10 protein-coding genes and 1 pseudogene are annotated in these 13,764 nt (G+C 44.0%); 6 read left to right on the top strand and 5 right to left on the bottom strand.

The window, feature by feature from the left end; translation table 11 throughout:
• Window positions 1-5: 5 nt before the first annotated feature.
• The 5 genes from DD616_RS06400 (at window position 6) to DD616_RS06380 (ending at window position 7,166) form a co-directional block, all read left to right on the top strand.
• Entirely contained in the window at window positions 6-959 is a 954-nt protein-coding gene (locus DD616_RS06400) for a UDP-glucose 4-epimerase family protein (protein ID WP_088732932.1), read from the top strand.
• Window positions 956-1,504, top strand: coding sequence for a sugar transferase (locus tag DD616_RS06395; protein WP_088732931.1), 549 nt, complete (start codon window positions 956-958; stop codon window positions 1,502-1,504). The genes DD616_RS06400 and DD616_RS06395 overlap by 4 nt, the downstream gene beginning before the upstream one ends.
• Before the next feature lie 81 nt (window positions 1,505-1,585).
• A complete protein-coding gene (locus DD616_RS06390; protein ID WP_208872077.1) occupies window positions 1,586-3,526 on the top strand; it encodes a polysaccharide biosynthesis protein in 1,941 nt (646 codons plus the stop codon).
• 206 nt (window positions 3,527-3,732) lie between these two features.
• On the top strand, window positions 3,733-5,049 hold the full coding sequence (locus DD616_RS06385) for an MBL fold metallo-hydrolase RNA specificity domain-containing protein (protein WP_208872076.1): 1,317 nt from the start codon (window positions 3,733-3,735) through the stop codon (window positions 5,047-5,049).
• Window positions 5,050-5,276: 227 nt separating this feature from the next.
• A complete protein-coding gene (locus DD616_RS06380) occupies window positions 5,277-7,166 on the top strand; it encodes a methyl-accepting chemotaxis protein (protein WP_017045419.1) in 1,890 nt (629 codons plus the stop codon).
• Between the two features lie 66 nt (window positions 7,167-7,232).
• Here DD616_RS06380 and DD616_RS06375 read toward each other — a convergent pair whose 3' ends face one another.
• Complete coding sequence (locus DD616_RS06375) at window positions 7,233-8,468, bottom strand: mechanosensitive ion channel family protein (protein ID WP_013855795.1); 1,236 nt, start codon at window positions 8,466-8,468, stop codon at window positions 7,233-7,235.
• 168 nt (window positions 8,469-8,636) lie between these two features.
• Window positions 8,637-9,563 carry a D-2-hydroxyacid dehydrogenase gene (locus DD616_RS06370; protein WP_208872075.1) on the bottom strand — a complete coding sequence of 309 codons (927 nt, stop codon included), beginning with the start codon at window positions 9,561-9,563 and terminating at the stop codon, window positions 8,637-8,639.
• A gap of 71 nt (window positions 9,564-9,634) precedes the next feature.
• On the opposite strand from DD616_RS06370, the gene DD616_RS06365 reads away from it, so the two are divergent.
• Window positions 9,635-10,222: a YjaG family protein gene (locus DD616_RS06365; protein WP_026028258.1), complete on the top strand. Its 588-nt coding sequence runs from the start codon at window positions 9,635-9,637 to the stop codon at window positions 10,220-10,222.
• 106 nt (window positions 10,223-10,328) lie between these two features.
• On the opposite strand, the pseudogene DD616_RS06360 reads toward DD616_RS06365, so the two are convergent.
• From DD616_RS06360 to DD616_RS06350, 3 genes and pseudogenes are all read right to left on the bottom strand, one after another.
• Window positions 10,329-10,616: pseudogene (locus tag DD616_RS06360) on the bottom strand (transposase domain-containing protein); the annotation flags it as partial.
• A gap of 169 nt (window positions 10,617-10,785) precedes the next feature.
• Window positions 10,786-13,011 (bottom strand): YjbH domain-containing protein, encoded by a 2,226-nt coding sequence (locus DD616_RS06355; RefSeq protein ID WP_208872074.1) that lies wholly within the window; start codon window positions 13,009-13,011, stop codon window positions 10,786-10,788.
• Entirely contained in the window at window positions 13,008-13,760 is a 753-nt protein-coding gene (locus DD616_RS06350; protein ID WP_019282255.1) for a capsule biosynthesis GfcC family protein, read from the bottom strand. The genes DD616_RS06355 and DD616_RS06350 overlap by 4 nt, the downstream gene beginning before the upstream one ends.
• Window positions 13,761-13,764: the final 4 nt, after the last annotated feature.

Below are 13,764 nucleotides of genomic sequence, written 5' to 3'. Positions count from 1 at the left end.
ATAAAGTGACAATATTATTAACAGGTGCCACGGGTTTTCTAGGCATGAGCTTAATGCAAGAGCTTCAACATAGAAAAGTTATCGTAGTGCCTCTATTACGTTCTTTAAATCCGCTTTTTCCTGAAGCAAAAATAGTAACCAATATTAATTCCAGGGCTGACTTTACTCCGGCTTTAAACAATATTGATATTATTGTGCATTGTGCTGCTCGAGTTCATGTGATGAATAATTCATTAGAAGTTTATCGTGAAGTCAATACTCATGGAACGGCGAATCTTGCTCGTCAAGCTGCGCAAGCCGGAGCCAAACGTTTCATTTTTATCAGCAGCATCAAAGTCAATGGTGAAGGAACGAAGCGAGATAAACCCTTTACTTCATTTGATCTACATGCACCAGAAGATGATTATGGTGTCTCTAAATCAGAAGCTGAACAAGCACTGTTTGCAATTGGCAAAGAGACAGGGATGGAAATTGTGGTTATCCGGCCAACCTTAGTTTATGGACCAGGCGTAAAAGCCAATTTCGCTTCTCTGATGAACTTAGTTTCAAAAGGTATTCCATTACCGTTTGGTTGTGTCACCAACAATAAGCGTAGTTTGGTATCTGTCGATAATTTGGTTGATCTTATCGTTACTTGTATTGAGCATCCCAAAGCAGCTAATCAAGTTTTTTTAGTTTCTGATGATCATGATGTTTCTACCTCTGAGATGGTTAGGCAGATGGCTTTGTCCCTGGGCAAATCGACATGGCAGCTGCCAGTTCCAAAGTGGTGTTATAAACTTGCTGGAAAAGTATTTGGTAAGCAAGATGTTGTGGATAGACTGCTTGGTTCATTACAGGTGGATATTACTCATACGAAAAAAACATTAGATTGGACACCTCCTCAAACGTTAGAGGAAGGCTTTAAAAAAACGGCAGAAGCCTTTCTTCAGGCAAAAAATAACAGTGGTAATATATGATTCGTCTTTTAGATTTCCTAGCAGCCTTTTTTGGTTTGCTGTTTCTGTGGCCAGTGCTATTGATTGTCACCATTATTGGCCTCTTTGACACAGGTTCGCCGATTTTTGTGCAAACTCGAGTAGGCAGAAATAAAAAGCCATTCAAGTTGATTAAGTTTCGTACTATGTCGGTAGAAACCAAGTCCGTAGCAAGCCACTTGGCGAGCAATGCATCAATCACTAAACTCGGTGCTTTTCTTCGTAAAACCAAGCTCGATGAATTACCTCAGTTGATTAACGTGGTGAAAGGTGAAATGAGCTTGGTGGGTCCGCGTCCAAATTTGTTCAACCAAGAAGAACTGATTAAAGAACGTGATGCACTAGGGGTATATGATGTTCTACCCGGTATCACTGGCCTTGCTCAGGTGCAAAATATTGATATGTCTACACCACAGCTATTGGCAAAAACAGATAAGCAGATGATTGATACCTTGACGCTAAAAGATTACTTCAAGTACATATTAATGACAGCAACGGGCAGTGGTAGTGGTGATGCTGTGAAGTAACACTGCTTTCAATTTATCTACAAAGACTTTTTAAACCAACGCCAGTACAATACTGGCGTTGGTTTATATTAGAGAAATAACATGGCTAGGCTTAATTTTATCTGGAACCTCTCAAGGTTTAACAAACGCATTATCAGCGTATGTATAGACACGTTTTTTATCATTGCTTCTTTTTATGCTGCGTATTGGACTCGTATTGGTAATATTCAGTCATTTGATGATGTCTCTACCCGTTATGTAGTTCTAGGTACGTTAGCGGTGACGCTTTTTGTCTATACGCGACTTGGGCTATATCGTGCTGTGCTTCGTTATTTGACTTTTCATGCGCTAGCGGTGGTGAGTGCTGGTACGGCAATCTCGGCGGCAACGGTTGCGATACTTGCGTTTTATTTTGATGCGTCAATACCGCGTTCAGTGCCTATTATCTATGGCACCTTTCTTTGTTTGTTATGTGGTGGTTCGCGGCTCATTGTTCGTGTACTAGTTGCGCAAGTTAATGGCAAAGGGAAGAAAAACGTTCTTATCTATGGTGCCGGTTCTGCTGGTAGGCAACTGGCTTGGGCGTTGCGTTCATCTGAAACCCATAAAGTCGTGGGTTTTATTGATGAAGATTCGACTCTTGAAAATACCGTGATCATGGGGTTATCGGTAAGGAATCTCAAAGAGGCCTCTGCTGCCGTTGATAAACACAATGTACATCAAATTCTATTAGCGGTGCCGAGTGCGTCGCGTGCGCGTCGTAAGCAAATTTTAGATGCTCTAGTGCCTCTTTCTGCTGAAGTGCTCACGGTGCCGGATATGAAAGACATTGTAGAAGGCAAGGCAACAATTGATGAATTGAAAGATGTTGCGATAGAAGATTTGCTCGGTAGGGATGCAGTCACACCACAGCAGTCACTGATGGAAGCCAATATAAAAAACAAAGTCGTGCTGGTGACCGGTGCTGGTGGTTCGATCGGTTCTGAATTGTGTCGTCAAATTCTTTCATGTAAACCGAAAGCCCTTATCCTGTTCGAATTGTCTGAATTTGGCTTGTACCAAATAGATCGTGAGCTACATCTGCTTGCAAAAGAAAAAGGGCTCGATGTTGAAATTATCCCACTGTTAGGGTCTGTTCAACGCATCAACCGCTTGTCCGTGGTGATGAAAAGTTTTGCAGTCCAAACCATTTATCATGCCGCTGCCTATAAGCACGTACCCTTGGTGGAATACAATGTGGTTGAAGGGGTACGTAATAATGTGTTTGGTACTTACTACACTGCAAAAGCGGCGATTGAAGCTAAAGTTGAATCATTTGTGTTGATTTCGACTGATAAAGCCGTCAGACCGACTAATGTGATGGGTACGACAAAACGCATGGCAGAATTAGGCCTTCAAGCCTTAGCTGAACAAGAGAAAATGAAAAGTGATGGCACTCGTTTTTGTATGGTGCGCTTTGGTAATGTTCTTGGTTCATCAGGTTCTGTTGTCCCGTTATTTAAGAAGCAAATCTTGAAAGGTGGGCCATTAACGGTAACTCACCCTGATATTATTCGCTATTTTATGACGATTCCAGAGGCGGCCCAGTTGGTAATTCAAGCTGGAGCAATGGGTAAAGGGGGCGATGTATTTGTCTTGGATATGGGTGAACCAGTCAAGATTATTGATCTTGCGGAAAATCTAATCCGCTTATCTGGCCTTGAAGTTAAAAATGAAGAAAATCCTTATGGTGATATCTCAATTGAATTCTCAGGCCTACGTCCAGGTGAAAAGTTATTCGAAGAGCTTCTTATTGGCGATAATGTCGAACAAACGGCTCATGAACGAATCATGACTGCGACAGAAGTGAACTTACCGTTACCTCAATACATGCATCTTTTGGAAGAGCTCGATATTGCTTGCCATAACTTTGATCATGAGCGGATCCGTGAGCTGCTGCTTGAAGCACCGACAGGTTTTACCCCTAGTGATGGTATTTGTGATTTGGTGTGGAAGAGGAACAATTCAGGAGAAATTCCAGAAGAGAGCTTAGTGACGTACTAATCAAATTAGATTACGGTATCAAAAAAGGGTTTATCATATTGTGATGAACCCTTTTGTGTTTTGGGGCAAAAATATTAGTGGCCTATACATCGGTTAGAATGAAACTTTGCCAGCTGCGACGAATTTTTTAACAGACCGTATGTTGTGATGAATAAATAGCGCGCACTATCGATTCAATGACTCCATAAAAAATGAAAGGATTGAACATGCAGATCATCCACCACGGTGGAAAAGAGACCGTCACGGGCTCTTGTCATGAGCTGAGGCTTGGGAAGAAAGGGATTTTGGTTGATTGCGGCTTATTCCAAGGGCGTGATAGCCGACCAATGGCGATTGATTTTCCATTAACTCATCTGCAGGCGTTGTTGTTAACTCACTCGCATATTGATCACATCGGCCGTATACCTTGGTTATTAGCGGCTGGTTTTCATCAGCCTATTTATTGCACACCCGCTACCGCAGAATTACTCCCATTAATGTTAGAAGATGGTTTAAAGCTTCAATTTGGCTTAGGGCAAGCACAGCGTACAAGAATATTAGAAAGGCTGAATAAACAAATAAAGCCGGTGAATTATGGCGTGTGGCAGCGTATTTCTCGTGATTTAGACAATACTTATTTTCGCTTTACGCCTGCGGGCCATATTTTAGGGTCAGTGTTTATTGAAGTGAAACTGCCAAATAATGAAATTGTCCTGTTTTCAGGGGATTTAGGTCCCAGCAACACACCGTTATTGCCAGACCCAGTCTCTCCGCCTCGCGCTGATTATCTGCTGATTGAATCAACCTACGCGAACAAAATCCACGACAATGTGCAGCTGCGGGCGCAGCGCTTAAAGGACATCATCAACCGTTCTTTACAAGACGGTGGCACCATTTTAATTCCAGCATTCAGTGTGGGCCGAACACAAGAGCTGCTATTTGATATTGAACAATTGATCTTCAGCGGTGAAATCGATGGCAATATTCCGATTATTTTAGATTCACCCATGGCGCAACAGGTGACGAAATCTTACCGAAAGTTTAAAAAATTGTGGGGAAAAGAGGCGAAAAAGCGTTTGGATGCACAAAGGCATCCGCTTGCGTTTGAACAGTGTATTACCGTTCAAGATTATCGAAGCCATCAAGCATTGGTCAACCGTTTAGCCTCAACAGGGGAAGCGGCGATTGTGGTGGCCGCGTCTGGCATGTGTGAAGGTGGCCGAGTGATGGCCTATTTAAAAGCGCTGTTGCCTGATAAAAGAACCGATGTGATCTTTGCGGGCTTCCAAGCTCAAGGCACTCTGGGCCGAGCAATTGCGCAAGGCGATCACTCGGTGATGATAGATGGCGATGACGTGCTTGTGAATGCACAGGTTCACAGTATGTCGGGTTATTCTGCCCATGCCGACCAAGCCGATTTGTTGCGCTTTATTGAGGGCATTGCGACTAAGCCTAAGCAAATTCATTTGATTCATGGAGAGCCCACCACAAAGCAAGCTTTTGCTGCTACGTTGCGCAGTTTAGGTTATGAGGTGATAGATTGAGCGCAATGTTTTGCCGTGTTAATTGCATTGTTAATAGCAGTAACTTACTTTTAATAGGTGTAAAAGATTTGTATCCATTAGCAACTAAACGATAACGCTTTGTGGCTTAGATTGTGGCTTGGACTTTTTGTCGGTTAATTACGACGCAGTATGAGTGCAAAGTGTACATGTGTAGTGGACGATTCTTACAAACAAAACCTAATCTATTTCACCAATGGGGGTGAGTTGTGAATCTATCGTTAAAAGGTAAGTTGATAATGACAAGTTTGCTTGTTGTTATTGTGATGGCGGTGGTGTTGACGTTACTGTCGGCAAATTTATTGAAAGATGAAACGGAGAGTGGCATCAAGGAAAGGGTGTATGGTATCTCGAAATCGGCAACGAGTTCGATTACCCAATGGTTGGATGTTCGTAGCAAAGTTATTAGCGCGGTGATCCCTCACACGATGAAGGAAGATTCACTGCCTTTTTTACAGCAAGCTCAGCAAGGCGCACAGTTTGATTTACTCTATTTCGGCACTGAGCAAGGCACCATGCACCGTTCTATTCCGTCTCGAGGTGCAGACAATGCAAGCTATGATCCTCGGACAAGAGGATGGTATCAAGAAGCGAAAAATAGCTCCGGCACGATATTAACTGCCGCCTATGCTGATGCGATCACGGGCGCTTTGATGGTAACGCTCGCTGAACCGATTAAGAAAGACGGACAGTTTTGGGGCGTTATTGGTGCTGATGTGTTAATTGATCAATTGGTGAAGGATGTCATTGCGATTGATGCAGGGGCAAAATCAAACGCTATGTTGATCAACCGTGATACAGGGTTAATTGTTGCACACCGTAATAAAGATTTGATTCTCAAACCGCTGGCTTCTTATAGCCCTAACCTAACGCAGCAAGTCATCGACCGCTCAATGGCAGAGAACAAAATACAAACCGTGATGGTTGGTGATGTCGAAAAATTATTATTCTTTACTGCCGTTCCTGAGACTGACTGGGTGCTCGGCATTGAGCTCGATAAAGAGGTGGAGTACACCAATATTGGCGCTCTCTTTATGCAATTAACCTCGATATCAGTCGCCATTACAATTTTGGTCGTGATCGTGTTTTCGGCATTGGTTGGCTTCTTACTGCGTGACTTGGGCCGAGTCTCCCAAGCATTAGCGGAAATTGCAGACGGTGATGCTGACCTTACGCAGCGCATTGAACCACGTTATCAAGATGAAGTAGGCGCACTGGCGAATAACTTTAATCAGTTCGTCGGTAATATGCACGGCATGATCAAGCGCTTCCATGAAGTGTCGCAAGGGTTAACACTGCAAGCAGAAAACACCGCAGCGCAAGCCCATGAGCGTACCCGACGCATTATGGTGCAACAAGATGAAATCAACATGGTGGCCACTGCGATTAACGAAATGGCAGCCGCCACGCAAGAGATTGCAGGCAATGCAGATAATACAGCGGCTACCTCTTTGGATACGGTGAAAATTTCTAACCACGGCGTTGAGCAGGTGAAAAATACTCAACAGTCGATCAGTGAGTTGTCGAAAGAGATGACGGTAGCCAAAGAGGTCATTGAGAACTTGAACCAGCACGCACAAAACATCAATACGATCTTGTCAGCGATTCAGGGCATTGCTGAGCAAACCAACTTACTGGCACTGAATGCGGCGATTGAAGCGGCAAGGGCGGGTGAGCAAGGGCGTGGATTCGCGGTGGTAGCGGATGAAGTTCGGGTACTTAGCCAACGGACGCACAGTTCGACGCAAGAGATTCAACAGACGATTGAAACCTTGCAGAAAACCACGACTCAGGCCGTGAACATCATGACTGAGAGTAGCAAGCTTTCCGAAAGTAGCGTGGAAGATGCTAACGTGGCCGCGCAAAGCTTAGTGAAAATTGGTGAAGCGGTCGGTACGATCAGCGATATGGCAACCCAAATTGCAACCGCCGCAGAAGAACAGGCGTCAGTCACAGAGGAAATTACGCGTAATACCCAAGGTATACGTGACGTGTCTGATGAACTGGCAAAAGAAGCGCAAGAAGCTTCCCAACAAGCTGAATTGCTTTCTAGCTTATCTAAAGAGCTTCAACAAGAAATTAACCGCTTTAAACTGTAACCCTTCTCGATCACTTTACGATTAAACCTCCCCCATTAGGGGGAGGAAATTCAGGCAATGTCATGTTTACCTTGCGAGTGCTTGAAAGTCACTCCCTGTTGGTGCTTGCGAAACGCGCAGGCCGAAGTCAGGAAGCACGGCATAAATGTGGTCAAAAATATCGGACTGAATACCTTCATACTCGACCCACACGACCGTATTGGTGAAACAATAGATTTCCAGCGCGACGCCATCGTGCGTGGGGGCCAGTTGGCGCACCATTAATGTCATGCCTTGGTGAATTTGGGGATGGTTACGCAAGTAACGTTCTAGATAGGCACGAAAACTGCCAATGTTGGTTAAGCGGCGGCCATTGATGCGGCAGGCTAAATCGAGTTGGCTCATCTGATTATAGGCGTTGAGTTCTTGTTCTTTCTCGGCCAAGTAGGGCTCTAAAAGTTGTGCTTTGCGTAGGTAGCTTTGCTCTTCTGGCGTCAGAAAGTGAATGCTATTGGCATCAATTAATACGCTGCGTTTAATGCGTCGGCCGCCTGATTCTTGCATCCCTTTCCAGTTTTTAAACGAATCAGAGATCAAGGCATAAGTCGGAATAGTGGTGATGGTTTTATCCCAGTTCTGCACTTTGACTGTGGTCAGGCTAATGTCGATGACGTTACCGTCTGCGCCATATTTGGGCATTTCGAGCCAGTCACCGACGCTTAGCATTTGGTTCGCGGAAAGCTGAATCCCCGCCACTAATCCTAAAATCGGGTCTTTAAATACCAGCATGATGACCGCCGTCATCGCACCTAAACCGCTCAGCAGTAGCACTGGCGATTTGCCAATTAAAATCGACGTCGCAAACAGTGCGGCGATAACAAATGCGATGATTTTGATGCTTTGAATAATGCCTTTGAGCGGAATGTTACGGCTGGTTGCGCTGCGATAAAGTAACGTTTCCACCACATTGAGCAGAGCGTAACTGCTTAACAGGCCAAACAGGATAATCCACAGTAAGGTCAATGTATGCAGCAGTTCGTAAGTCGCACTGGCGTGGCTAAGCCATAACTGAGTTTGGATTGAAATGACAATCCCTTGAATTAACAAGGCAAAGCGGCTGAAAAGCTTTTTGCTAAACAGAATGTTTTGTAAAACTTGTGCGTTGGTTGTGCGCCGCTGTAGCCATAGGCTCACCCCTCGGTGCAACACTAAATGGATAACGATAGAAATAAGCGCGATAAGCCCAAGTGCTTCAGCAATCGGCAGCAGTTGTTCTAAATTAATGTTCAGTGATTGTAGCCACGAAGTGATGGCTGAAGGCATGATTTGCTCCTTGTGTCATTAGGCGATACCGTTCCTGTTTTACCGCATTAACCCGTGTTCGATGCGGCAGTGTATTCTCGACAGCAATGGCAAGTGGTTTGCGTGTCTATAGTAACATTGAGTTAAGGTTTCCCTAGGCTTAGTGCCGATTATTAACCGCTATTTGACCTAATAGCCTTTTTCAAAATCAATTCTGTTTTCAAGTTGGAACCCGTCGCGCCACAAGCCGTAATTACGGGTGAAAATCTCCACCACTTGCTCAGGAAAACTCACTGCCGCGATGTGCGGGGTAAGGCTAATGGCAGGGTGCGTCCAGAACGGGTGATCTTCGCTTAATGGCTCTTTTTCAAATACATCGAGGTAGGCGTGTTGAATGTGCCCCTCTTCAATCAATGCAATCAAATCACTCTCAACAAGGTTTTTACCGCGCCCGACATTAAACAGCAATGCATTGTGGCAATGGCTCAACGTACTTTGATTGAGCAAGCCTTTAGTGTGCGGCGTGTTGGGTAACGTACTGACCACAACCTCCGCGTGAGCGAGGGCAGTAGCAAGCTCGTTAATGTGATAGGTTTTATCAAAACTCCCGTTTTTGGCTGGGATGCCAGTGCGGTTGACGCCAATCACGTGTAGGCCAAAGGCTTTGGCTACTTTCGCTAAATGGCTGCCAATCGAGCCTGTGCCGAGGATCACCATGGTTTTATCATTGATCGATTGATAAGGGTGGGTCTGCCACTGTTTGGCCGCTTGTTGCTGCGCGTAGCAAGCAAAGTGGCGAAAGTGTGCAATCAGGTTGCCCAGAACGTATTCAGCAATTTGCTGGCCGAAGATGCCTTTAACGTTGGTGAGCTCATAATCTTGACGAAGTTGTGGCGACATTAAGGTGTCGACGCCTGCATATTCCGAGTGCAACCATTCCAGTTGCGGAAAATCGTCCAAATACTTTGCCGCCAGTGGTGGCGCGGCCAGCAAAATGGTTGCTTCGCTGCGATCGTCAGTGATGGCTAAGCCGCTCAACTGCGCCTGTTCAATCGCTTGTCGATAAATATCGTTGTGTTCGGTCAGAATATAGAGTTTATGAGTGAAATTGTTCATCGGCTTTGCTTTTTTCCCTGTTGGTTATCAAGTACACTTCCGCTGTCTTTTTCTGCTGCGATTGAGTGATTATGCTACAAAACCCTCTGCAGGTTCGTCTTGAGAAATTTGAACCTTGGCAACAAATTACTTTTATGGCGTGTTTGTGTGAACGTATGTACCCGAACTATGCCATGTTTTGCGACAATACTGAATTTGCTCACACGCGAGTATATCGAGATATTCTCGACAGTGTTTGGGAATTGCTCACGGTAAAAAGTGCCAAAATCAATTTCGAGAACCAATTGGAGAAGTTGGAAGAGATCATTCCAAGCTCAGAAGATTTTGATGTTTACGCTGTGTACCCAGCAATTGATGCGTGTGTGGCTTTGTCTCACCTACTTCACGGCCTGCTTGATCGCGATTATCTGTATGAAAACATGCAAAAAATCAGTCAGGTGTCGGTGCTCACGGTGGCGCAGTTAGAAGAAGCGCAAACGGGCGAAGAGATCACCAACGACAATCAAAAACAAAATGAAGCGGTCTGCGCCGAATGGGATGTGCAGTGGGCTATTTTCCGCCCTCTGCGTGAAGCCGTAGAGCGAGATATTGATTTGATTAAAGACCTACGCCAAGAGCTACGCGACGAAGGCGTGAGCAATATTGGTGTGAGTTTGTAGAAAAATGGGAGCTAAAGCACTAATGCCGTTCACTTAAGGTGAGCGGCATTGTATTTTCTAGGGTATCGGCTTGGCTTTTTCTTCACGACTTCATAAATCAGCCCTTTTTTCTTCGCTGTGTTAATGCACTTGGAGCAACAAATGGCTTACCTGTGCGGTCAACAATATCGAGCATATTGACAATGTCAGCCATGGATTTATCGTTATAATAGATAGCCATGCCAACCAGTAACCATGCCATCGACTCTAAAGTGAGCTTTCGTTTTCTTAGAGTAACGGTATCCGTAAGCTCATAAGCACTATTGATGAGCTCAATGGGCAAGAGGTCTGCGAGCGTTTCAACTTGATTGGGTTTATAACTGTTGATGATATCGAGGGCTTGAGAAACGTGCATAAAAAATCCGATAAACAAGGTCTATCGGATTTTTACATAAAGGTAGGATCATTCAACTGATCTGCCGATTAAAGTCTTAACTGATCGGCATTAGAGCTAAAGCTCCCATCATCCCTGTTTTCAATGACGCCGTGTGTATTTTGCCACATTGCCTTGCATTGACAGGCCATTACTGCGATGTATTGGGCCTTTGTACCCAAGGAGAGCGGGCATCTGTTCTATCATATAATTGATGTTTCTTTCTCAACATTTGCCCACCGTCGCGAGTGATTGGCTCCCAATTTAATATTGCTCTGTTCGTTGATGGCTTCACTGTCATGATGTCAAAAGGAATTGAGACATAGAATCCTTTGTTATAGCTTCCTTCGCCATACTCATCAGCGGTTAAGTCTGTAAATACCGTATAAACACCAGCAATCACACCCGACTTGAATTGTTTAGAAAAATCAATTCGGGCACCAATATCTCCCCCTAAGAATTTGCCTGCACTAACTTTAAATAGCGTATTACTAAGAAACGACCAGTCAGGGGTATAGTAGGTGGTTAGGTGGCCTGTCGTACCTTGGTTTAACACATAAGCTCGGCAACTTGTTGGGTTATTAATACAAGTCTGAGAGTCTGGATTTACACCATTGTAGTAGAAGTAATTATCTGAATAAATCCCAAACCAAGAATCAGCTTCACGCTGACTGAGGTAGTTCATATCCAATCCTAGAGCCCAGTTAGAGTTCATGGGGCGATATAATATTTCGCTACCCACACCAGCAAACATCGATTCTAAATATCCGCCGTAAACTTGTGTGTAGATACTCTCTGTTGGCTGTTCAAACCAAGTTAGCTGTAATTGGCTCAGACGCACGGGATCTTGTACGTAGCTACGGAACATCGTACGAACTCGAGGTGTCGCTTCATTTCGAACATGTGGTGACTGTGGGCTATCAATACCGTAATTGAATTTGTCGTAGTTATCGATAATGTTGATGTAGATCGCGCCGCCAAGTTCAAGTTTAGGCGTGAGCCAATAGTTGGAGTGCGCGCTCAGGCCTAGGCTGAATAAATAGAAAGCTTCCGGTCCACCAAGAGATTGTTGTAGTGACGGTGATAAACCGTAATCCCAATGTTTGATAGATTGAGCCACTATAGAAGAAAATGTTGGGGTCGGTTCTTGATATTTATCGAAAGTAGACTGAGGAGTAAGCCCAAGTTGGTTATAATTGGCTGCCGAGATATAGTCTTCTCTATTAATTATGGTTTCAGTTAATGCGACACCATTGTTTTGTTCTATGATGTGAAATTCCGTAATGTCATCACTACCGTAATGAGTTAAAACGGCTGCGGCTCGTTCAAGTGCTTCATCTCTGTCACGGTATTTAACTTGTTCACCACTTACGATAACTTTGGTATCAGAAACCGCAATGGTATTTTGCTGATAGCCAGCATTGTGTAACAGTTCTGTTGATGCTTTCTGCCAATTATTGGATGTGGGAGACGCTTGAACCTTGGGTTTTGGCGCATCCAACCAACTTGCTTTCATATGATTAAAGTTGGTATAAAAATTAAAACCTAACGTTAGTGTATTGCCTCGTTGATAACTGACCTTCGCATCTCCCCAATCACCTAAGCGGTAATTAATACCAACATTCCAAGGTGTATGCTGAGTCATATCAGAGTTGGCTCTTACTTGTGGCCAATCTTCAGAATAATCGTTGCTGTCGTACTCAATTTTAATTCGCAGTGGATCGTAAGGTGTTTGGTATTCAATGCCACCAAATAGCGCAGCAGAGCCTTTAAACCAACGCTCAAAATCAACTGTGCCACCTTTGTCTTTATAATCACTCGGTCGGTTACAAAATCGGTCGCTTATTTTACAAACCGGGTTACTGACGTTGCCACTTTGCCCTATGTATCCCCAGCCGATACCCAGTGTGAAATCAAGGTTGCCAAAACGTTTAGTTGCAGCGACAAACTCACCGTCAAACATACCAGTACCACCAAAATCGCGCACGCCAATAGATGTTTCTGGTAGCCAGTAGCTTTCTTCAATGAGGCGAACTTTAAAATCCATACCTTTGTCTGTATACAGGTTATCGCCGCTGTAGTCTGGATTTGAATTATAGAGAACATCGGGTAAGCGGGTATAACGAATTGTCGCATCAAGCCATGGCATCACTTGCATCGAAGCAACGTAATGGTGGTAGTCGTTATTAAAACTGACACCGATATTAAATTCACCTTCTTCTGCCATGCGGCCTGAAGGCATTTGCATTAGACCAGTACCACCAAAGTCCATTTGTGATGGTTTCCAATCATTCGTGTTGCCTAGGGCAATCGATGCATAACTAACAGAGATCAGACTTAAAGACGAAATAAGAAATGAAGAATATTGAGGTTTCATAAAAAGCCTTTTCTTGACCGAAGTAGCGAAACAATCTCGCTTTCGAAACCTAATAACTGAGCGTTTGAGCTGTTAAATCCTACGAAAATGACGCTACCCGGTGCTAGGAGAGTTTGTTCATCATTCCAGTAGGCATATCCCGCTTGTTTTGCATGACCATCAGGATAAATCACCCAGACATTGCTGTTATTGGCGCTCGATAATAATGTTGTTTGGTTAAGGTAATCTGCGACAGTTAATCCACCAATAAACGGTTTAGTGACCGGAGAGAAAAGTAACCCTTCAATACGAACTGTTTTGGGCCTTTTGGGCGTAATTATCTCGAAATTGCCTTCTAGCTGAGGGTTGTTCTTCGGTGCGATCCGTATTACATCATAATCAAGATTGATGAATTCACGATAACCAACATTCCAACGACTGATTTGCTCATTCAATAAAGCAATGCTTGCTTTAGATTTTGGATGATCATGTGTGTAGGCAGTTAAACGTTGAAGTAAGGTTTGTTTTATTTTTTCCACTTCGCTCGCTTTATCTTGATTAAAAAGCATATTGTTCAATGGATAAGTGGTTAATGCAGCGAGTGGTCCGTTTGGGTTGTTATAAGCCATTTCTACGGTTTTTTGTTGGTTAATAATGTCAGTGAATATTTTTTCCAGCCGTTCTGGTTGGCTATATTCAAGTACTTTTTTTTCATCGGGTAAGTGTATCGTTAACACGGAAGCAAAGCCGCTTGCTGAAAAAGCAGCCATAAAT

This window comes from Vibrio anguillarum (assembly GCF_003390515.1).
Lineage (GTDB): Bacteria > Pseudomonadota > Gammaproteobacteria > Enterobacterales > Vibrionaceae > Vibrio > Vibrio anguillarum.
Note: the sequence above shows the minus strand (reverse complement) of the source record. Positions and strands in the feature narration are given on the sequence as shown.